The 20938-nt window shown below is 70.9% G+C and carries 15 protein-coding genes, 1 tRNA gene and 1 pseudogene; 9 read left to right on the top strand and 8 right to left on the bottom strand.

What is annotated here, in order from left to right; all coding sequences use genetic code 11:
- The 4 genes and pseudogenes from UK12_RS15550 to UK12_RS15535 form a co-directional block, all read left to right on the top strand.
- A pseudogene (locus UK12_RS15550) lies at positions 1-299 on the top strand (4-hydroxyphenylpyruvate dioxygenase); the annotation flags it as partial.
- Between the two features lie 19 nt (positions 300-318).
- Positions 319-1224, top strand: coding sequence for an oxidoreductase (locus tag UK12_RS15545; protein WP_231591228.1), 906 nt, complete (start codon positions 319-321; stop codon positions 1222-1224).
- Positions 1221-2720, top strand: a complete 1500-nt coding sequence (locus UK12_RS15540; RefSeq protein WP_045303547.1) for a CoA transferase — start codon at positions 1221-1223, stop codon at positions 2718-2720. The genes UK12_RS15545 and UK12_RS15540 overlap by 4 nt, the downstream gene beginning before the upstream one ends.
- A 41-nt stretch (positions 2721-2761) precedes the next feature.
- Positions 2762-4456, top strand: coding sequence for an FAD-binding oxidoreductase (locus tag UK12_RS15535; protein WP_045303546.1), 1695 nt, complete (start codon positions 2762-2764; stop codon positions 4454-4456).
- 46 nt (positions 4457-4502) lie between these two features.
- Here UK12_RS15535 and UK12_RS36605 read toward each other — a convergent pair whose 3' ends face one another.
- Genes UK12_RS36605 through UK12_RS15515 form a run of 3 tightly spaced genes read right to left on the bottom strand, consistent with a single transcriptional unit; the run spans position 4503 to position 6891 of the window.
- Positions 4503-5597 carry a hypothetical protein gene (locus UK12_RS36605; protein ID WP_052681905.1) on the bottom strand — a complete coding sequence of 365 codons (1095 nt, stop codon included), beginning with the start codon at positions 5595-5597 and terminating at the stop codon, positions 4503-4505.
- A gap of 35 nt (positions 5598-5632) precedes the next feature.
- Positions 5633-5983 carry a WXG100 family type VII secretion target gene (locus tag UK12_RS15520; protein ID WP_045303545.1) on the bottom strand — a complete coding sequence of 117 codons (351 nt, stop codon included), beginning with the start codon at positions 5981-5983 and terminating at the stop codon, positions 5633-5635.
- On the bottom strand, positions 5980-6891 hold the full coding sequence (locus UK12_RS15515; protein ID WP_082119647.1) for a class I SAM-dependent methyltransferase: 912 nt from the start codon (positions 6889-6891) through the stop codon (positions 5980-5982). Before UK12_RS15515 ends, UK12_RS15520 begins: the two co-directional genes overlap by 4 nt.
- A 226-nt stretch (positions 6892-7117) precedes the next feature.
- Between UK12_RS15515 and hrpA the strand changes: the two genes are divergently transcribed.
- Both hrpA and UK12_RS15505 read left to right on the top strand, forming a co-directional pair.
- Positions 7118-11110: an ATP-dependent RNA helicase HrpA gene (hrpA, locus tag UK12_RS15510; RefSeq protein ID WP_045303544.1), complete on the top strand. Its 3993-nt coding sequence runs from the start codon at positions 7118-7120 to the stop codon at positions 11108-11110.
- Between the two features lie 89 nt (positions 11111-11199).
- Positions 11200-11273: transfer RNA gene (locus UK12_RS15505), tRNA-Asp, on the top strand.
- 329 nt (positions 11274-11602) lie between these two features.
- Here the strand turns inward: UK12_RS15505 and bldC are convergent.
- Complete coding sequence (gene bldC / locus UK12_RS15500; protein ID WP_014137253.1) at positions 11603-11809, bottom strand: developmental transcriptional regulator BldC; 207 nt, start codon at positions 11807-11809, stop codon at positions 11603-11605.
- A gap of 554 nt (positions 11810-12363) precedes the next feature.
- Positions 12364-13299 (bottom strand): hypothetical protein, encoded by a 936-nt coding sequence (locus UK12_RS43300; RefSeq protein WP_231591226.1) that lies wholly within the window; start codon positions 13297-13299, stop codon positions 12364-12366.
- Positions 13300-13568: 269 nt separating this feature from the next.
- Here UK12_RS43300 and UK12_RS43295 point away from each other — a divergent pair, with 269 nt between their 5' ends.
- Together UK12_RS43295 and UK12_RS15485 are read left to right on the top strand one after the other, a co-directional pair.
- Positions 13569-14672, top strand: a complete 1104-nt coding sequence (locus UK12_RS43295) for a Glu/Leu/Phe/Val dehydrogenase dimerization domain-containing protein (RefSeq protein ID WP_231591231.1) — start codon at positions 13569-13571, stop codon at positions 14670-14672.
- Between the two features lie 375 nt (positions 14673-15047).
- Entirely contained in the window at positions 15048-15296 is a 249-nt protein-coding gene (locus UK12_RS15485) for a DUF3073 domain-containing protein (RefSeq protein WP_045303541.1), read from the top strand.
- 180 nt (positions 15297-15476) lie between these two features.
- Here the strand turns inward: UK12_RS15485 and purM are convergent, their stop codons facing one another.
- The 3 genes from purM to UK12_RS15470 all read right to left on the bottom strand — a co-directional run bounded on the left by purM (position 15477) and on the right by UK12_RS15470 (position 19440).
- Complete coding sequence (gene purM, locus UK12_RS15480; protein ID WP_045303540.1) at positions 15477-16559, bottom strand: phosphoribosylformylglycinamidine cyclo-ligase; 1083 nt, start codon at positions 16557-16559, stop codon at positions 15477-15479.
- 262 nt (positions 16560-16821) lie between these two features.
- Positions 16822-18399, bottom strand: coding sequence for an amidophosphoribosyltransferase (purF, locus tag UK12_RS15475; protein WP_045303539.1), 1578 nt, complete (start codon positions 18397-18399; stop codon positions 16822-16824).
- Between the two features lie 219 nt (positions 18400-18618).
- Positions 18619-19440: a hypothetical protein gene (locus UK12_RS15470; RefSeq protein WP_231591225.1), complete on the bottom strand. Its 822-nt coding sequence runs from the start codon at positions 19438-19440 to the stop codon at positions 18619-18621.
- 126 nt (positions 19441-19566) lie between these two features.
- Here UK12_RS15470 and UK12_RS15465 point away from each other — a divergent pair, with 126 nt between their 5' ends.
- Positions 19567-20850 carry an adenylosuccinate synthase gene (locus UK12_RS15465; protein WP_045303538.1) on the top strand — a complete coding sequence of 428 codons (1284 nt, stop codon included), beginning with the start codon at positions 19567-19569 and terminating at the stop codon, positions 20848-20850.
- The last annotated feature ends 88 nt before the right edge of the window (positions 20851-20938 follow it).

Genomic DNA, 20938 nt, shown 5'->3' with positions numbered 1-20938 from the left:
GCGGCATGGCGGCGCACGGGGTGGAGTTCCTGACCACGCCGGACGCCTACTACGACGCCCTCGCCGAGCGGGTCGGCCCGACCCGGGTGCCGATCGAGGAGCTGCGGGAGCTGAGCGTGCTGGCCGACCGCGACGAGGACGGCTACCTGCTGCAGATCTTCACCAAGCCGGTGGTCGACCGCCCGACCGTGTTCTTCGAGATCATCGAGCGGCGCGGCTCCAAGGGCTTCGGCAAGGGCAACTTCAAGGCCCTGTTCGAGGCGATCGAGCGCGAGCAGGCCCGCCGGGGCAACCTCTGAGCCTGCCCCCGATCCGCCCATGACCCGCCCACCGCGACCGGAAGAGCAGAGCAAGATGATGGTGTGGTTCATCACCGGGGCGTCCCGCGGCCTCGGCCTGGAGATCGCGCGGGCCGCCCTGGCGGCCGGAGACCGGGTCGTCGCCACGGCCAGGGACGTCGAGGCGGCGCGGCGCGCCCTGCCCCAGGACGGGGACGGCCTGCTGGTACTGCCGCTGGAGGTGACCGACCAGGCCCAGGCCCGGGCGGCCGCGGCCCGTGCCGTCGAGGAGTTCGGCCGGATCGACGTCCTGGTCAACAACGCCGGCTACGGCGTGGCCGGGGCCGTCGAGGAGACCTCGGACGAGGAGGCCAGGGCCCTGTTCGACACCAATGTGTTCGGACTGCTCAACGTCACCCGGGCGGTGCTGCCGACCCTGCGGGCGCAGCGCGCCGGACACATCGTCAACATCGGTTCGGTGGGCGGGTTCAGCCAGGGCGCCGGCTCCGGGATCTACGGCGCCAGCAAGTTCGCGGTGGAGGGCATCACCGAGGCCCTGCACGCCGAGCTGTCCGGCCTGGGCATCGCGGTCACGGTGGTCGAACCGGGCCAGTTCCGGACCGACTTCCTCGACCCGGCCAGCCTGCGCCAGGCCGGCCGGACCATCGCCGACTACGCCGACTCCGCCGGCGCCCGCCGCAGCCAGTTCGCCGAGGTCAACGGCCGCCAGCTCGGTGATCCGGCGAAGGCCGGGCAGGCGGTCGTCGCCCTGGTGCACGCCGAACGCCCGCCGCTGCGGCTGCCGCTGGGCCAGGACAGCCTGGACCGGATCGAGGCCAAACTCGCCCATGTCGCAGGGGAGATCGAGGTCTGGCGCGAGCTGGCCGAGTCGACCGGCCACCAGCCGGCGGCAGCGTCCGCACCGGCGGCGGGCGGCCGGTCATGAGCCTCACCGACCGGCTCAAGGCGGCGATCGCCGAGCCCGCCACCGGCGACGCCTTCGACGTCCATGCCGAACTGGACGGTGTCCTGGGGGACATCGGCATGACCGCCGCCGACACCGGCGGCACCGTCACCTTCCACGGCGCCGACCCGGTGGTGCCCAGCACGCTCCGGCTGGGCGCCGCCGCCGGGATCGCGCTGGTCGCCAAGTCGGCGGCGGTGGCCGGGCTCCGCCGGGTGCGCGGGGGTTCGGGCCAGGACATCGCGGTGGACCTGCGGGTCGCGCCGCACCGGCTCTGCCCGTTCTACGACCGCAAGTGGGAGCTGGTCAACGGCGCCCCGCTGAGCGAGTCCTCCAACCCCAGCAACGCGCTCGGCTGGTCCTTCTACCGCAGCCGCGACGGCCGGTGGATGATGCCGCAGAACATGTACCCCAAGATCAAGGTGGCCGCCCAGAAGCTGCTGGGCACCCCCGACGACTCGGACGCGGTCGCCGCCGCGATCGCCCGCTGGGACGGCCGCGAACTGGAGGAGGCCGGCAACCGGGCCGGGGTCGTGATGGCGATGCTCCGCGACACCGAGGAGTTCCTGGCCGAGCCGCAGTACCGCGACGTGCTGGCGCGGCTGCCGCTGGTCGAGATCGAGAAGATCGGCGACAGCGAGCCCGAGCCCCTGCCGCCGACGCCCGCCGGCCTGGAGAACCCGCTGGACGGCATCCGGGCGCTCGGCATGGGCCACGTCATCGCCGGTGCCGGGGTGGGCCGGGCGCTCGCCCTGCACGGCGCCGACGTCCTCAACCTCTGGCGCCCGGACGAACTGGAGCACGAGCGCAGCTACATCAGCGCCAACGTCGGGGTCCGCTCGACCTTCCTGGACCCGTACCAGGCCGAGGGCCGGACGCTGGTCCGCCGGCTGCTGCGGGACGCCGACGTGTTCTACGCCAACCGGCGCCCCGGCTACCTGGCGAAGATCGGCCTCTCCGCCGAGGAGGCCGCCGCCGTCCGCCCCGGCATCGTGTACGCGACCAACTCGCTGGCCGGCGAGCAGGGGCCGTGGGCCGGGCGGATCGGCTTCGACCAGACCGCGGGCAGCCTGGTCGGCATCATGAACCTCGAAGGGGAGAACGGCGTCCCCGCCCTCCCGCCGGTCATGGTGGTCAACGACTACATCACCTCCTGGCTGACCACGGCCGGGATCGTGGAGGCACTGTCCCGGCGGGCCCGCGAGGGCGGCAGTTACCGGGTGCACGTCTCCCTGGTCCGGGCCGCCCTGTGGATCCTCAGCATGGGCGTCTTCGACCAGGGCTACGCCCGGTCGATCGCCGGGACCGGGGTCGAGCACGCCTACCTCGACCCCGAGACCTTCACGGCCGACACCCCGCTCGGGCACTACCAGGGCGTCACCGACCAGGTCCGGATGTCGGCCACCCCCGGCCGCTACCGCCACATCCTCGTCCCGCGCGGCTCCTCGGCCCCCGTCTGGCTGCCCCCCGTCGGCTGACCCGAGGACACCGGCGGGACCACGACCCCAAGGACATCGCGATGACCGACATGAACCGACGCTCCCTGCTGACCGGCACCGTGGCGCTGGCGGCGGGCGGATCCATACCGGCGCCCGCGGCCGACCAGGCCGCCCCCGAGCAGCCCGGCGCGCCCGAGGCCCCGGCCGGCAGACGCAGCCCGCGTCCGGCCGGCGGTGATGCCGTCACCGTGCTCCCCGGCGACCCCCGCTACGAGGCCCTGGTGGTGGGCAACAACGCGCGCTGGGTGGGCCGTCCCGAGTCCGTCCGGCTGGTGGCCAGCACCGAGCAGGTGGTCCGGGCCGTGCAGGAGGCGGTGGACGGCGGCAAGCGGATCTCGGTGCGCAGCGGCGGCCACTGCTACGCCGACTTCGTCTTCAACTCCGAAGTCCAGCTGGTCATCGACACCACGCCGATGCACGCCGTCCACTTCGACGAGCAGCGGCGAGCCTTCGTCGTCGAGGCCGGGGCGACCCTGCTCCAGGCGTACGAGGAGCTGTACAAGACCTGGGGCGTGACCATCCCGGGCGGCCGCTGCTACTCGGTGGGCGCCGGCGGACACGTCACCGGCGGCGGGTACGGCTTCCTCTCCCGCAAGCACGGCCTCACCTCCGACCACCTGTACGCGCTGGAGGTGGTGGTGGTCGGTGCCGACGGACGGGCGCGCAGCGTGGTGGCCACCCGCGAGCCCGACGACCCGCACCGCGACCTGTGGTGGGCGCACACCGGGGCCGGCGGCGGCAACTTCGGTGTGGTGACCCGGTTCTGGTTCCGCACCCCGGGCGCCGAGGGCGAGGACCCGGCCGAGTTGCTGGTGCGCCCGCCGAAGGAGGTGCTGATCAACGCGGCGGCGCTGCCGTGGGCCTCCCTGGACTCCGCCAACTTCGCCGCCCTGGTGCGCAACTACGGCCGCTGGCACGAGCGCAACAGCTCGCCCGACTCGCCGTACGCCACCCTGTGCAGCTTTCTGACGCTCTGTCACCAGTCCAACGGCACCGTGAGCCTGCTGACCCAGATCGACGGCACCCTGCCCGACGCCGAACGGCTGCTCGCCGACTACCTCGCGGAGCTCACCGGCGGCAGCCGGATCACCCTCCAGCCGCTCACCCGGCCGGCCGGCGAGGACCGTGCGATGCCGCAGCTCTTCACCCCGCGCAGGCTCCCGTGGCTCACCGCCACCAAGTACCTCGGCTCCAACAACGCCGCACTCGCCAACCCCACGCTGCGCGGCGCCCACAAGTCCGTCTACCTGCGGCAGGGCTTCACCGACGAGCAGATCGCGGCGCTCTACCGGAACCTGACCCGCACGGACCACCACAACCCCACCTCGACGGTCTCCCTGCTCTCCTACGGCGGCCGGATCAACTCGGTCCGGCCCGACGAGACCGCGTCGGTCCAGCGCGACTCCACGTTCAAGGCGCTCTTCCAGAGCCTGTGGCCCGACCAGGCCGACGACGACGCCAACATCGCCTGGACCCGCGAGATCTACCGCGACGTCTTCGCCGCCACCGGCGGCTACCCCGTCCCCGGCGACCAGACCGACGGCTGCTACATCAACTACGCCGACACCGACATCACCGACCCGGCCCACAACCGCTCGGGAATCCCCTGGTACACCCTCTACTACGGCGCCAACTACCCACGCCTGCAACGCATCAAGGCCGCCTACGACCCGCGCGGCATCTTCCGCCACCCCCAGTCGATCACCCCGGCCTGATCCGCCCCGGCCGGTGGAGCACCCTGGGCGCTCCACCGGCCTTGGATCAGTTCATGCCGTTGCGCCGGTACGGCACGTACGGGTGCCCGGCCGCCGCCTCCGAGCCCGCGTCACCGGAGTAGTACGGATACGGGATCACGTGCGAGACCGTGCCCTGGGACCCGTTGTCCTCCAGTGCGATGTACTTGGTGTGGGCCGCGTCGGCCCAGCCGCCGAACAGGACCGTGTGGTCGCCGGCTATCAGGGCGTCGCCGGGCTGCAGATCGTCCTTGGTGATCCGGTGCGCCACGCCCGACCCCATCAGGCCCCAGGTGTTGAGCCCCGGGGTCTCCAGCCCCCAGGCGGCCGAGACGAAGCCGGAGCAGTCGTCCCGGTAGCCGTTGGTGAAGGCCGACTGGCTGTAGCCGATGTTGTGGCGGACCCGGTCGAGGGCGCGCTCCAGGGCGTCCTTGCGGTCCTGCGAGAGGCCGTCCGTCTTGGGCTCGGTCTCGACACCGGCGCCTGTGGTGGTGTGGTGCTTGCCCGGGGACCAGGCGTCCCAGTTACCCGTGGTCTTCCAGTCGCCGGTGCCGTGCCCGGAGGGGTAGCTGCCGTTGCCGCCACCACCGCCGCCGCCTTCACCACCGCCACCACCACCGCCGTGACCGTGACCGCCACCGCCGCCACCACCGCCGCCGCCGTGGCTGCCACCGCCGCCGCCACCGCTGCCACCACCGTGGCTGCCACCGCCCCCACCGCCGCCGCTCGGCTTCGGCGCGGGAGGTGCCGGGTCGGACGGGTGCTTGATCTTGCCCAGCCCTTCCTTGATCTTCTGCTCGGCCTGTTCGTACTCCTTGATCACCAGCTGGATGTTCTTCGCGTCGGCGGCCAGCTCCTTGGTGAGCTGCTCCTTGAGCTGCCCCAGCGCCTTGGCCCGCTGCGAGATCTCCTTGGCGTCCTTCACCACGTCGTAGGCGATACCGAACCCGGCGATACCGGCCAGCGGGCTGGCCGCCAGGTCGATCGCCGCAGCCCGCTCGATCTCCGACTGAATGCTCGACAGCTTCGCGTTCAACTCCGCCAGCTTCTGGCTGAGCTGCTGCCAGTCCCGCTGGATCTTCGCCAGGTCCTGTAGCTGCACCCCGAACTGGTCGCTACCCATGTGTTCGACTTCCCTCCGCGCCCGACACCCCGGGATCAGTACACGTTGTTGAGATTCGTGACGGCCTTGCTCAGACCGTCCAGCTGATCGGCGACGTTCGCGAGCTCCCGGACCCGGCCGTGCGCGTGGTCGACGAAGGCGTCGGACGCCGGGCCGTGCCAGGTGAGCTGGCCCAGCGCGGTGTTGATGTCCTTGCCGAGCGTGTCGACCTGCTTGCCGAGATCCGCCAGCTCGGCCGCGATCTTCTCCAGATCGCCCCCGCCGAACATCTCGCCCAGCGCCCAGTGCGCGATCTCGGCGGGCGCCATGATGATGTCCTTGCCCACCTTGGCGACGTCGCCGACCAGGTCCTTGGTGTCGTCCCACGCCTCACTGAAGAAGTTCATTCCCGCTCCCCCGTACACACGTGCGCACTCTGTTGAACCGTCACGAGGCTAGCCGACCGCCCACCCGCTGGGGAGGGCTCCCCCGTCGACTCCTCCCCACCCTCCACCACCCGCTCCGCCGAAGCCAGCAGCGCGGTCACCTCGAACCCGAGCAACCCACCCGGCCCGAGCCGCTCACCCGCCAACCGGTCGTACGCCGCCTTGACCCGGGCCACCGTGTCCGGCGACTGGCTGGTCAGCACACGCCCGACGTTGGCGACCCCGCCCGCCACGCCGGACCACCACTCCTCGGGTGCCGGCCGGTGCGTCCAGCGCACCTCCCGGCACCGCGCCCCCGGCCAGCCGGCCCGGACCAGCAGCCCGGCGAAGCCGTCCGGGTCCCGCTCGAACTCCACCGGGACTCTCGGCGGCTCGGGCCGCTCGGCCCCGCCCTCGGTGAGCGCCCGGTCGAACAGACTCATGCCCGGGTTGGGTCCAGCGGGCCAGATGGTCGCGGCGATCCGCCCTCCCGGCCGGGTGACCCGGCGCAGCTCGGCGAGCGCGGCGATCGGGTCCTCGACGTGGTTGACCACGAAGTTGGCCGTCACGGCGTCGAACTCGCCGTCCGCGAACGGGAGCCGGGGCAGGACGGCGACCCCGACCTCGGCCTCCGGCACGTTGGCTGCCGCCAGCTCGACCATCCCGGGCTCGGCGTCCACCGCGGTGACCCGCGCCCCGCGCTCCCGGGCCGCCGCCGCCACCGTGCCGGGGCCGGTGCCCACGTCCAGCAGCCGTACGCCTTCGGCCACGCCCGCCGCGTCCAGCAGCGCGGGCACCGCGTGCGCACACAGCCGGGCGAAACTGCCCTGGTACGCCACCGCACGCCCGGCCCACAGCTCCCGCTCGTGCGCGTCGAATTCCCCCGCCATGATCATCTCCCCCGGTCGGCGAACCATGATCATCTCCCTTGTCGCCGAAACCGTCGAGCCGACACGCCTTCCTGACGGCGGGCCCCGGCCCCGCATTTGCCCACCCGCCTGCCCGACGGACGGCGTGCCCGCTTGCCGCGCGGCCGTACCGGCGAGCGGTCTGTGACACTGGAGGGGCTCGAAAACCGAGGTGCGCCTGCCTGCGCCTCCTTGCGAACCTAGAGGGATGTCCGCAGTGAGTTCTCCCGTAGCCCAGCCCGCCGATGCGCCCACCATCGGGGGGCTGGCAGCCCGCCTGACCGAGCTCACGATCCGCGATCAGCAGCGGATCGGCCGACGGCTGGACGGTGCGCGGCGGGTCCGCAAGCCGGAGGCCCGGCAGAAGATCGCCGAGGAGCTCGCGGCGGAGGTCGAGAAGGCCGAGCTCCGGATCCGGCAGCGCCGCGAGGCGGTGCCCGCGATCAGCTATCCGGAAGAGCTGCCGGTCAGCCAGAAGAAGGACGAGATCCTCGCCGCGATCCGGGACCACCAGGTGGTGATCGTCGCGGGCGAGACCGGCTCCGGCAAGACCACCCAGATCCCGAAGATCTGTCTGGAGCTGGGCCGCGGCGTCAAGGGCCTGGTCGGCCACACCCAGCCGCGCCGGATCGCCGCCCGCACGGTGGCCGAGCGGGTCGCCGAGGAGCTGAACACCCCGCTGGGCGAGGCGGTCGGCTGGAAGGTCAGGTTCACCGACCAGGTCGGCCAGGACACCCTGGTCAAGCTGATGACGGACGGCATCCTGCTCGCGGAGATCCAGACCGACCGCGAGCTGCGCCAGTACGACACCCTGATCATCGACGAGGCGCACGAGCGCAGCCTCAACATCGACTTCATCCTCGGCTACGTCAAGCAGCTGCTGCCGCGCCGCCCCGACCTCAAGGTCGTGATCACCTCCGCGACCATCGACCCCGAGCGCTTCGCCGCGCACTTCGGCGACGCCCCGATCGTCGAGGTCTCCGGCCGTACCTACCCGGTCGAGGTCCGCTACCGCCCGATCCTGGAGGAGGGCGAGAGCGAGGAGGACATCGACCGGGACCGCGACCAGGTCCAGGCGATCTGCGAGGCGGCCCAGGAGCTCCAGGCCGAGGGGCCGGGCGACATCCTGGTCTTCCTCTCCGGCGAGCGGGAGATCCGCGACACCGCCGACGCGCTGAACAAGCTCAACCTGAAGTTCACCGAGGTCCTGCCGCTCTACGCCCGGCTGAGCTCGGCCGAGCAGCACCGGGTCTTCCAGCGCTCCGGCAGCCGCCGGATCGTGCTGGCGACCAACGTCGCGGAGACCTCGCTCACCGTCCCCGGCATCAAGTACGTGATCGACCCGGGCACCGCCCGGATCTCCCGCTACAGCCACCGCACCAAGGTCCAGCGGCTGCCGATCGAGGCGGTCAGCCAGGCCAGCGCCAACCAGCGCAAGGGCCGCTGCGGCCGGACCTCGGACGGCATCTGCATCCGGCTGTACTCGGAGGAGGACTTCCTCTCCCGCCCGGAGTTCACCGACGCCGAGATCCTGCGCACCAACCTGGCCTCGGTCATCCTCCAGATGACGGCCGCCGGGCTCGGCGACATCTCCGCCTTCCCGTTCCTGGACCCGCCGGACTCCCGCAACATCAAGGACGGCGTCAACCTCCTGCACGAACTCGGCGCCCTCGACCCGGCCGAGAAGGACCCCCGCAAGCGGCTCACCGGCCTCGGCCGCAAGCTGGCCCAGCTCCCGGTGGACCCCAGGATGGCCCGGATGGTGCTGGAGGCCGACCGGCTCGGCTGCGTCCGGGACGTGATGGTGATCGCCGCCGCGCTCTCCATCCAGGACCCGCGCGAACGGCCCGCCGAGAAGCGCCAGGCCGCCGACGAGCGGCACCGCCGCTTCAGCTCCGAGACCTCCGACTTCCTCTCCTTCCTGGCGATGTGGCGGTACGTGAAGGAGCAGCAGCGCGAGCTCTCCTCCTCGGCCTTCCGCCGGATGTGCAAGTCGGAGTTCCTGAACTACCTGCGGATACGCGAGTGGCAGGACATCTGCACCCAACTCCGTACGGTGGCGAAGCAGTTGGGCGTCACCATCGAGGAGGGCCCGCACACCGGCGAGGAGCCGGAGCCGGACGCCGACCGGATCCACCAGGCGCTGCTCTCCGGACTGCTCTCGCACATCGGCCTGTTCGACGTGGAGAAGCGCGAGTACGGCGGTGCGCGCGGTGCCCGGTTCGCCGTCTTCCCGGGGTCGGGGCTGTTCAAGAAGCCGCCGCGCTGGGTGATGTCGGCCGAACTCGTCGAGACCTCCCGGCTCTGGGCCCGGATCAACGCGAAGATCGAGCCGGAGTGGGTCGAGCCGCTGGCCGGCCACCTGGTCAAGCAGACCTACAGCGAGCCGCACTGGGAGAAGAAGTCCGGCGCGGTGCTGGCGTACGAGAAGGTCACCCTCTACGGCGTCCCGATCGTCGCCCAGCGCAAGATCAACTACGGCCGGATCGACCCCGAGCTCTGCCGTGAACTCTTCATCCGCAACGCGCTGGTGGAGGGCGACTGGGAGACCCACCACAAGTTCTTCGGCGAGAACCGCAAGCTGCTCTCCGAGGTGGAGGAGCTGGAGAACCGGGCCCGCCGCCGGGACATCATGGTGGACGACCAGACCCTGTTCGACTTCTACGACTCCCGGCTGCCCGAGGAGATCGTCTCCACCCGGCACTTCGACTCCTGGTGGAAGAAGACCCGGCACGAGCAGCCCGACCTGCTCAACTTCGAGAAGTCGATGCTGATCAACGACGCGGCGGGCGGCGTCACCGAGGATGACTACCCGGACTACTGGCAGCAGGGCAAGCTGCGCTTCAAGCTGACGTACCAGTTCGAGCCTGGCAGCGACGCGGACGGCGTGACCGTCCACGTCCCGCTGCCCGTCCTCAACCAGGTCACCTCGGAGGGCTTCGACTGGCAGATCCCGGGTCTGCGGGCCGAACTGGTCACCGCGTACATCCGCTCGCTGCCCAAGGCGATCCGGCGCAACTTCGTCCCCGCCCCGGACTTCGCGGCGGCGGCGCTGCGGCAGGTGAAGGACCGCCAGGAGCCGCTGCTGCCGACCCTGGAGCGGATCCTGCACCGGATGTCCGCGATCCCCATCCCGCCGGAGGCCTGGGACGACGAGCGGATCCCCGACCACCTGAAGGTGACCTTCCGGGTGGTGGACGGCAAGCGGAAGCTGGCCGAGTCCAAGGACCTGGAGGACCTGCGGCTGCGGCTGAAGCCCAAGCTGAAGGAGACGCTCTCCAGCGCCGCCTCCGGCCAGGGCATCGAGCGCGGCGGCCTGACCGCCTGGCCGGCCGACCTGCCGGTGCTTCAGCGCACCTTCGAGCAGCGCTCGCGCGGGCACGCGCTGCGCGCCTACCCGGCGCTGGTGGACGAGGGCGGGACGGTGGGCATCCGGCTCTTCGACACCCCCGAGGCGCAGGCCCAGGCGATGTGGGCGGGCACCAGGCGGCTGCTGATGCTCACCATCCCCTCGCCCGCCAAGTCGATCCAGGGCCGGCTGGGCAACCAGGCCAAGCTCGCCCTCTCGCACAACCCGCACGGGTCGATCACGGCCCTGTTCGAGGACATCGTGGCGGCGGCCACCGACCGGCTGATGGCCCTGGGCGGCGGTCCGGCCTGGGACGAGGCGGCCTTCACCAAGCTGTACGACAAGGTGCGGACCGACCTCTACGACCTGTCGGCGGACACCACGCTGAAGACGGCCACCGCGCTGATCGCCTTCCACAAGGCGTCCACCCGCCTGAAGTCGGTCTCCAGCCCGGTCCTGCTCTCGGCCGTCAACGACATCCGGCTGCACCTCGCCTCGCTGATCCACCCGCCGGCCAAGGACAGCCCGGGCTTCGTCACCGCCACCGGCTGGCAGCGGCTGCCCGACCTGAAGCGCTATCTGCTCGCGGTGGACCGCCGCCTGGAGGCGCTGCCCAACCACCCCCAGCGCGACCTGCTCCACCTGCACAAGGTCCAGCAGGTGCAGGACGCCTACGGCGAGCTGCTCGCCAAGGTCCCGGCCGGACGGGAGCCCTCGCCGGAGGTACGGGCGATCCGCTGGATGATCGAGGAGCTGCGGGTGAGCTTCTTCGCCCAGGGCCTGGGCACCCCGACCCCGGTCTCGGAGAAGCGCATCCTCAAGGCGATGGAGGCGGCCACCGGGACGCTCTAGAGCCGGTTCGACCTGGGGGCCAGACATGCAGTACGATCTGTCTTGTTCGGAAGCGCCAAGCGGAAGAACACGAGAGATCAGAACACTCTGGTCCCGTGGAGCAGTTGGTTAGCTCGCCACCCTGTCAAGGTGGAGGTCGCGGGTTCAAGTCCCGTCGGGATCGCAGTAGACGAGAGGCCCGGAGCCGAAAGGTTCCGGGCCTCTCGCTTTGTGCTGACCGGGTGTCAGTTTCCTCCACCCCGGCGTAGGTCTAGACCACAAGGTAACGACCCTGTGATGGTCGTCACTTATATTTCCTTGAGACCGGACACTCCAGACACCTCTCGCACACCTCGTAATTTAATATATAAAATTGTACATGTATTTCCCATGAATTCCCTCACCACAACAGCACCAATAGGAATATCAGATTCCGGACACACGGAAGGGGCCGTACCCCAGACCCGGCGGAGTCAGGGATACGGCCCCTTCTGAAATGTGTCAGCGGGCCTCTCAGGCCTCTGTACGCTGCGCCGGAATACCGGCCAGCAGTGCGCGCACCTCCGCCTCGCGGTAACGGCGGTGACCGCCGAGAGTGCGGATGGACGTGAGCTTGCCGGCCTTGGCCCAGCGAGTGACCGTCTTAGGGTCCACGCGGAACATGGTGGCGACCTCTGCCGGTGTCAGCAGGGGCTCAGCGTCAGGGGTACGAGCGGTCATGAGCGGCCTCCTCGGGAGAACCGAACCAGGGCGGTTCTATCCTTCAAATTCTGCACCTTGGCCCGCGATGCCCGAAATGGCACAGACGGGCCGAGTCGGTTATAGGACGAACGGCTTGTCCTGGTGTCTACAACTACACCATTCGTCCAGCCCCATCGGCCAAACCGCCAAAATTGACCCCTCACGGGTTCAAGCACGACGGATGGCCATGGACCACCTCATAGCGGACAGTCACCGTACGGTAACCATCGGTCAGGGGCGGACCAGACCCTTAGTTTCCCCGCAAAGCACGCACCACCGTCAGATCCACCCAAAAGTGGACACACCTGAGTGAACTTGGGCTGGTTGTCCCATTTTTGCATATAGGTGTAAGTTCGCGTCAACGGTGAGTAGTGTCACGTTCGCGGGGTATTGACCCGAACCGGGACCTTGGGCCCCGGGCATCAGGCCCGATGGACCCAACCATCCTTACCCGGACCACTGACACTTCCCCCCTGGCGGCCCGCTGAGGGCCCGTCAGCGGCCTGCCGGCCGCCGGTCGACCTCAACCCCGGTCAGCTGGCGTACCGCAGGGCCTGCACCTGCCGCCAACGCGCCGTCACCGACTCGTATGCCCGCACCGCGCCCGCGCCGTCACCGGAGCGCAGCGCCAGCAGCCCGGACTCGATCTCGGCCACCGAATCCTCCACCGCCAGCCGCTCGGGCCCGAGCAGGTGCACCAGGCCCCCGTAGTCCAGCTCCACCAGCGACCTCGGGTGGAACTCCTCCAGCCAGCGCCCGACCTGCTCCACCCCCTGCACCAGCGGCCCACCCCGGCCCGCGCTCCCGCCCTGCCCGCGCCCCTGCCCCTGCCCCTGCCCCTGCTGCTCGCGCAGCGCCCGGTAGGCACGCGCCACCCGGCGGCGCGCCTGCGCCATCGGCGTCAGATAGAACAGGGCCGCCGGGACCGGCCCCGCCAGCCCGGCGTCGCTGCCGGGGACGAAACAGCGGTCCTCCGCCCCGAACGGCAGGAACCAGCGCACCGGCACCTCCCAACGGCTGGTCAGAATCCACGGCCGGGCGTCCGGGTGGCCCGCCTGCCACCGCTCCTGGTCGGCCAGCGCCGCGGCCCGCGCGGTCGGCGGCAGCACGGTGTCCAGCAGCGCCGCCGGCAGCGCGCCGCGCAGCTCCTCCAGCGCCTGCCAGCAGCGCAGCCGGGTCGCCCACGGGCAGACGTACGCCACCCCGTCCAGCTGCCGCACGAAGGCCCGCTCGCTCTCCCGGTCCGGAAGGTCGCGCGGGGTGCGGCCGACCACCTCGGCGAGCGCCCGGCGCTGCTCGGCGAGCGCGGCCGGTGCCACGGAGTGCTCGGCCGAGGTCGCGTCCGGACCGTGCGCGGCGAGGTACGCCTGCCAGCGGGCCCGCTCGGGCTCCGGGTAGGCGGCGAGCGGCTCGTAGACCCGCAGATGGGCTGCGTACGGCGGGAGAACCGAGGTGCGCACGGTGGTCACGCCTGGCATCGTCGCACGCTGCCCCCACCGGCCGGGAGGGTGTTCCGGGCCTGTTTGCGACGGTGTCCGCGCGTTGCCCGCGGGGCACCTGCCTCGTTGGCGATGCCACCGCCCTTTCCTTGTGCACAAGGGCAGATCCGCCGCTCACCCCAGGGCTACGCTTCCCTCAGTCGCCCACACCACAGCAGTGGGCCACAGATACTGGAGTCACCACAGTGACCGACGTACAGACCTCCGCGACGCACCCCGCACCCGGCGTGCTGAGCAGGATCTTCCGTACCGAGCAGGACGGCGTCCCCGGCGACGGGCACGAGCAGGTCGTCCTCTGCCACGACCGCAGCAGCGGCCTGAAGGCGATCATCGCCATTCACTCCACCGCGCTGGGCCCGGCCCTCGGCGGCACCCGCTTCCACCAGTACGGCTCCGAGGAGGAGGCCCTGGAGGACGCGCTGCGCCTGTCCCGTGGCATGAGCTACAAGAACGCGCTCGCCGGCCTCGACCTCGGCGGTGGCAAGGCCGTCATCATCGGCGACCCCGACAAGGCGAAGAACGAGGCGATGCTCCGCGCCTACGGCCGCTTCGTGCAGTCCCTGCGCGGCCGCTACATCACCGCCTGCGACGTGGGCACCTACGTCCAGGACATGGACGTGATCGCCCGCGAGACCGAGTTCGTGACCGGCCGCTCGCCCGAGCACGGCGGTGCCGGCGACTCCTCCATCCTGACCGCGTTCGGCGTCTTCCAGGGCATGCGCGCCTCCGCCCAGGCCCGCTGGGGCCAGCCCACCCTGCGCGGCCGCCGGGTCGGCGTCGCGGGCGTCGGCAAGGTCGGCCACTACCTGGTCGGCCACCTGGTCGCCGACGGCGCCACGGTCGTCATCACGGACGTCTCCGAGACCGCCCTGAACCGGGTCCGCGCCGCGCACCCCGAGGTCGAGGTGGTGGCCGACACCAAGGCCCTGCTCCAGGCCGACCTGGACGTCTACGCCCCCTGCGCCCTGGGCGGCGCGCTCGACGACCTGACGGTGGGCGCGCTCGGCGCGGCCGGCACCTCGGTGGTCTGCGGCGCGGCCAACAACCAGCTGGCCCACCCGGGCGTCGAGAAGGACCTGGCCGACCGCGGCATCCTCTACGCGCCCGACTACCTGGTGAACTCCGGCGGCGTCATCCAGGTCGCCGACGAGATCGACGGCTTCAACTTCGAGCGGGCCAAGAACAAGGCCACCAAGATCTTCGACACCACCCTGGAGATCTTCACCCGGGCCGCCGGCGACGGCATCCCGCCGGCCGTGGCCGCCGACCGCCTGGCCGAGAAGCGGATGCGGGAGATCAGCGCTCTGCGCACGATCCTGCTGCCGGGCGCCCGCAAGGGCTGACCGGCCCCGGGTGGGGGCTCCGGAGCCCGCAGCCCCCACCCCGCCCGCATCACAATGTGGAACCGGATTCTCACTTCGTAGCCCGAACGGGCGATCCTGGGCCCTGGGCGAGGGATAATCAGTCCCGGAACGACGGAACCAGGGCAGGCTCCGAACAGCCTGCGACAGCCCAGAAATCCCCACGTGACCAGGAAAGAACCGGTTTCGGGGGCAGACTGTGCGCGCCACGTCACACCGGCGACGTACCGTTCGGCGGCGGAAACAGGTACCGTTAATGCTCCAAGGGACGGTTCTCCCACTTCGGGCGCACCGGTCCTGATCATGAACACGTGTCAGACTCGGGGCCGTGAGCCCCATCGTTGAGGGGGTCGACCCATGGGGCGCGGCCGGGCCAAGGCCAAGCAGACGAAGGTCGCCCGCGAGCTGAAGTACAACAGCGGCGGCTTCGACGCTAACCGTCTGTCCAGCGAGCTGGGCGTATCGCCCTCTACCGCTTCGATCAAGCCAGAGCCGATCGAGGAAGAGGACGACGATCCCTACGCGGCGTATGCAGATCTCTACGCCGACGAGGATGACGACGCGGAGGCGGACGCGGGCAGCAGCCAGTCCCGCCGTCGCGCGTAAGAGCCTGACCGGACCGGCCCGACGCTCCCGAGCGCCGGGCCGGTCTTCGGCGTTCCCGCGCAGGGGCAGGAGTGGACGGCCGGAGGCGCGGCCGCCCGCGCTCCGGTAGGAGACCGCCCCGGAACGCGGAGAAGGGGCCCACCAGGGGCCCCTCCGTCCGTTGTCCGGCTGCGGCAGCTGTCAGAGCTGGAAGCCCTCGTAGGCGTTGTAGAGCGCCGCACCGCCGTCGTGCTCGTCCACACGGTCGACGACGTCACCGAGCAGCCAGGCCTCGACGCCGCGGTCCTCCAGCACGGCGAGCACCACGTCGACCGAGGACGGCGGCACGACGGCGACCATGCCGACGCCCATGTTCAGGGTCTTCTCGATCTCCAGGGTGGCCATCTTCCCGACCTGGGCGACGGTCTGGAAGACCGGCAGCGGGGACCAGGTGCCGCGGTCCAGGCGGGCGTGCAGGCCGTCCGGGATGACCCGGGCCAGGTTGGCCGCCAGGCCGCCGCCGGTGACGTGCGAGAAGGCGTGGATCTCGGTGGCCCGGGTCAGCGCCAGGCAGTCCAGCGAGTAGATCCGGGTGGGCTCCAGCAGCTCCTCGCCCAGAGTGCGGCCGAACTCCTCGACCTGGCGGTCCAGCGACCAGCCGGCCTGGTTGAGCAGGACGTGGCGCACCAGCGAGTAGCCGTTGGAGTGCAGCCCCGACGCGGACATCGCGATCACCACGTCACCCGCGCGGACCCGGTCGGCGCCCAGCAGCGCGTCGGCCTCCACCACGCCCGTACCGGCGCCCGCGACGTCGTACTCGTCCGGGCCCAGCAGACCGGGGTGCTCGGCGGTCTCGCCGCCGACCAGCGCACAGCCGGCCAGCGTGCAGCCCTCGGCGATGCCCTTGACGATCGCGGCGACCCGCTCGGGCACGACCTTGCCGACGCAGATGTAGTCGGTCATGAACAGCGGCTCGGCGCCGCAGACCACCAGGTCGTCGACGACCATGCCGACCAGGTCGTGGCCGATGGTGTCGTGCTTGTCCATGGCCTGGGCGATGGCGACCTTCGTCCCCACACCGTCGGTGGCCGAGGCCAGCAGCGGACGCTCGTAGCGCTTGAACGCGGAGGCGTCGAAGAGCCCGGCGAAGCCGCCGAGGCCGCCCACCACCTCGGGGCGGTCGGTCTTCTTCACCCACTGCTTCATGAGCTCGACGGCACGGTCGCCGGCCTCGATGTCGACACCTGCGGCGGCGTAGGTGGCACCGCTCTCGTTGCTGGTCACTGCTGTGCGGCCCTCTCGGGTCGAAGGGGGTTCGGAACGCGGGGAAATCGTCTGGGGCAAACGGGTGAGCCGACAGGGGCGCGGGGAACCGCGCGAACCGGAAGACGCCAGTCCGCACTGTCCTCCGGGACGGCAAGGTGCACCGCCCCACCGTGCGCTTCGGGTGCAACTGGCCCAACGCGGCCACTGACCGCGGTCGCCTTCCGCCGCGCGCAGTTCCCCACGCCCCTGAGGGCTGCCCGCTTGCCCCTGGAGGACTCGCTCAGGGCCGCCGCAGCGCGTCGCCCGCGCCTGCGCCACCGAGCAGCGACTGGACTCCGTCCAGGTCGCCGGTCGGCTTGCCGCGGACCGGCGGCTGCTGCTTGCCACCGGCGATCTCGGCCTCCAGCAGGAGCTTGCCGAGCAGCGCCGGGTCGGGCAGCTCCATCGGGTACTCCCCGTCGAAGCAGGCCCGGCAGAGCCGGTCCTTGGGCTGCTTGGTGGCCTCGATCATGCCGTCGATCGAGATGTAGGCGAGGGAGTCGGCACCGAGGGTGCGGCCGATCTCCTCCACGGTCATCCCGTTGGCGATCAGCTCCGCGCGGGTGGCGAAGTCGATGCCGAAGAAGCAGGGCCACTTGACCGGCGGGGAGGAGATCCGGATGTGCACCTCGGCGGCACCCGCCTCGCGGAGCATCCGGACCAGCGCGCGCTGGGTGTTGCCGCGGACGATGGAGTCGTCCACGACCACCAGGCGCTTGCCCGCGATGACCTCGCGCAGCGGGTTGAGCTTGAGCCGGATGCCGAGCTGGCGGATGGTCTGGCTGGGCTGGATGAAGGTGCGCCCGACGTAGGCGTTCTTCACCAGTCCCGAGCCGTACGGGATACCGCTGGCCTCGGCGTAGCCGATCGCGGCGGGGGTGCCGGACTCGGGGGTCGCTATCACCAGGTCGGCCTCGACCGGGGCCTCCTTGGCCAGGCGGCGGCCCATCTCCACGCGGGAGAGGTGGACGTTACGACCGGCGATGGAGGTGTCGGGGCGGGCCAGGTAGACGTACTCGAAGACGCAGCCCTTGGGCTTGGCCTCGGCGAAGCGGCTGCTGCGCATGCCGTTCTCGTCGATGGCGATCAGCTCGCCGGGCTCGACCTCGCGGATGAAGGAGGCTCCGCAGATGTCGAGGGCCGCCGTCTCGGAGGCGACCACCCAGCCGCGCTCCAGCCGGCCGAGGACCAGCGGGCGGATGCCCTGCGGGTCGCGGGCGGCGTAGAGGGTGTGCTCGTCCATGAAGACGAGCGAGAAGGCGCCCTTGACCCTGGGCAGGATCTGCCGGGCGGTCTCCTCGATGGAGAGGTCCGGGTGGCCGGCCAGCAGCGCGGTCACCAGGTCGGTGTCGTTGGTGGCGGCCGTGCGCCCCGAGCGGGAGACGTGCTCCTCGCCGGGCAGCTCGGCGACCATGGCCGCCAGTTCGGCGGTGTTCACCAGGTTTCCGTTGTGGCCCAGGGCCAGCGAACCGTTGACGGTCGCCCGGAAGGTCGGCTGGGCGTTCTCCCAGACCGACGAACCTGTTGTCGAGTAGCGGGCATGTCCGACCGCGATATGCCCGTGCAAGGACCCCAGAGCGGCCTCGTCGAAGACCTGGGAGACGAGTCCCATGTCCTTGAAGACGAGAATCTGGGAGCCGTTGCTCACTGCGATGCCCGCGGATTCCTGTCCGCGGTGCTGCAGGGCATAGAGGCCGAAGTACGTGAGCTTTGCGACCTCCTCGCCGGGAGCCCAGACACCGAAGACGCCACAAGCGTCCTGGGGGCCTTTCTCGCCGGGAAGAAGATCGTGGTTGAGTCTTCCGTCACCACGTGGCACGTCTTCGAGTCTAGGGCAGTTCCGTACGCCTTCCCGAACGCGGGAGCCCCCGGTTATTGGCCGATCGAATAGCAACGCGCGTAGACAAAACCCCTTACCGCGAGCGCAATTCCGGCACGGCAATTCGCCGGGGCCGGGAGTTTCCTTGTGCCGCGCGCCTTCGGGGGGATATCGGGCGGCTGCCGGCCCGTCGAGGGCGGGGTGTCGACGTGACGCTGCTCACCCGGCGGGCAGCAGCAGCTCCCACGCCCCGGCGTGCACCGTCCAGGTACGGGCGCCGACCGGCCCGATCGGGTGCCCGTCCGCCTCGCACCCGAAGCCGCGGCCGGACACGGTGAGGCTGCCCGCCCGGAGCCGCCGCGGTTCGCCGCCGGTGCGCAGCAGCAGTTCCAGCACGCCCTCGTCGGCCGGGACGGTGATGTCGAGCCGGCACGGCGGCTGGTGGACGTCGGCGAGCAGGCAGCCGTCCGCCTCGATCCGCAGCCGGGGGTGCCCGGCGGGTGCCGTCGCCTGCTCGGCCGCAGCGAGTTTCGCCCATAGCGAACGCCAGCCACCCGTGCGGCCCTGCCGGTAGGGGTGGATCCGCAGGCCGCCGAGCACCACCCCGCCGCCGTCGTCGATCAGCAGGTCCAGCTTCCGCGAGCTGCCGCGGATCACCGCGCGGGCCGCCGCGACGGGCTCGGGCGGGACACCCAGCGCCCGTATCGCGGCCACCGACCGGGGGTGCCCCACCGGCACCACGCCGAGCACGTCGGCACCCAACTCGCGGTGCCGGTGCAGGGCCTGAAGGGCTCGCTGCACGGCCAGGTCCGAACCGATCACGACCGGTCGCCGACGACCACGGCGTGCCAGGGCCCGATCGAGTTCGGACGGGCTTTCGGGCAGCACCACCTTGACGTCCGCACCGCCGCACAGGACATCCCGGGCAATCCGCACCGACTCCCCGTCGCTCTGCCGGGCCGCCGGGTCGAGGAGAACCAGGAGCGGGTCGGGACCGGCCTGGTCCACGGGTCGGGATTCGGGCGCGGACAGGGACGACACGACCGGTCCTTCCTCAGGTAATCTCTCGGTGCAAGAGCCCCTTGCGCTATTGCGCCAGGGGCTTCGTCTATCTCGGGGCAGACTGCGGCCTACGCAGGATGCCCCAACCGGAAGGGGTGTACGCCTGTGCCGGCACTCGTGCTCGTTGGCGCTCAGTGGGGAGACGAGGGCAAGGGGAAGGCCACCGACCTCCTCGGCGGCTCCGTCGACTACGTCGTCCGCTACCAGGGCGGCAACAACGCCGGTCACACGGTGGTCATCGGCGACCAGAAGTACGCCCTGCACCTGCTGCCTTCCGGCATCCTCAGCCCGAATGTGACGCCGGTGATCGGCAACGGCGTCGTCATCGACCCGGGCGTGCTGCTCTCCGAGCTCAGCGGGCTGAACGAGCGCGGCATCGACACCTCCAAGCTGCTGATCTCGGGCAACGCCCACCTGATCACGCCGTACCACCGCACCCTGGACAAGGTCACCGAGCGCTTCCTCGGCAAGCGCCGGATCGGCACCACCGGGCGCGGCATCGGCCCGACCTACGCGGACAAGATCAACCGCGTCGGCATCCGGGTCCAGGACCTCTTCGACGAATCGATCCTGCAGCAGAAGATCGAAGCGGCCCTGCACGACAAGAACCAGATCCTGGTCAAGCTCTACAACCGCCGGGCCATCCCGGCCGACCTGGTGCTGCAGGAGTACCTGGGCTACGCCGACAAGATCAAGCCCTTCCTGGCCGACACCACCCTCGTCCTGGACGAGGCGCTGAAGGCCGACAAGGTCGTCCTGCTGGAGGGCGGCCAGGGCACCCTGCTGGACGTCGACCACGGCACATACCCCTTCGTGACCTCGTCCAACCCGACCTCCGGCGGTGCCTGCACCGGCGCGGGCATCGGCCCCACCAAGATCGACCGGGTCATCGGCATCCTGAAGGCGTACACCACCCGCGTCGGCTCGGGCCCGTTCCCGACCGAGCTGCTGGACGCCGACGGCGAGGCGCTGCGCCGGATCGGCGGCGAGCGCGGTGTCACCACCGGCCGTGACCGCCGCTGCGGCTGGTTCGACGCGGTGATCGCCCGCTACGCCACCCGCGTCAACGGCCTGACCGACTTCTTCCTCACCAAGCTGGACGTGCTGACCGGCTGGGAGCAGATCCCGGTCTGCGTGGCGTACGAGATCGACGGCAAGCGCGTCGAGGAACTCCCGTACAACCAGTCCGACTTCCACCACGCCAAGCCGATCTACGAGACGCTGCCCGGCTGGACCGAAGACATCAGCAAGGCGCAGACCTTCGCCGACCTGCCGAAGAACGCGCAGGCGTACGTGAAGGCGCTGGAGGAGATGTCGGGCGCCCCGATCTCCGCGATCGGCGTCGGCCCCGGCCGGACCGAGACCATCCAGATCAACTCCTTCATCTGATCCACCCGAGCCCGGTCCGGCTGACGCCGGCCGGCTCCGAAAGGGCCCCGCACCGAACGGTGCGGGGCCCTTTCGCATGAGTGGATGC

Origin of the sequence: Saccharothrix sp. ST-888, assembly GCF_000955975.1 — a bacterium.
Taxonomy (GTDB): domain Bacteria; phylum Actinomycetota; class Actinomycetes; order Streptomycetales; family Streptomycetaceae; genus Kitasatospora.
Note: the sequence above shows the minus strand (reverse complement) of the source record. Positions and strands in the feature narration are given on the sequence as shown.

Excerpts from the sequence above, each read along its gene's own strand:
- UK12_RS15535 (WP_045303546.1), top strand. The coding sequence starts at position 2,762 with ATGACCGACATGAACCGACGCTCCCTGCTGACCGGCACCGTGGCGCTG.
- UK12_RS15485 (WP_045303541.1), top strand. The coding sequence starts at position 15,048 with ATGGGGCGCGGCCGGGCCAAGGCCAAGCAGACGAAGGTCGCCCGCGAG.
- UK12_RS15515 (WP_082119647.1), bottom strand. The coding sequence starts at position 6,891 with ATGGCGGGGGAATTCGACGCGCACGAGCGGGAGCTGTGGGCCGGGCGT.
- UK12_RS36605 (WP_052681905.1), bottom strand. The coding sequence starts at position 5,597 with ATGGGTAGCGACCAGTTCGGGGTGCAGCTACAGGACCTGGCGAAGATC.
- bldC (WP_014137253.1), bottom strand. The coding sequence starts at position 11,809 with ATGACCGCTCGTACCCCTGACGCTGAGCCCCTGCTGACACCGGCAGAG.
- hrpA (WP_045303544.1), top strand. The coding sequence starts at position 7,118 with ATGTCCGCAGTGAGTTCTCCCGTAGCCCAGCCCGCCGATGCGCCCACC.
- UK12_RS15540 (WP_045303547.1), top strand. The coding sequence starts at position 1,221 with ATGAGCCTCACCGACCGGCTCAAGGCGGCGATCGCCGAGCCCGCCACC.
- UK12_RS15545 (WP_231591228.1), top strand. The coding sequence starts at position 319 with ATGACCCGCCCACCGCGACCGGAAGAGCAGAGCAAGATGATGGTGTGG.
- UK12_RS15520 (WP_045303545.1), bottom strand. The coding sequence starts at position 5,983 with ATGAACTTCTTCAGTGAGGCGTGGGACGACACCAAGGACCTGGTCGGC.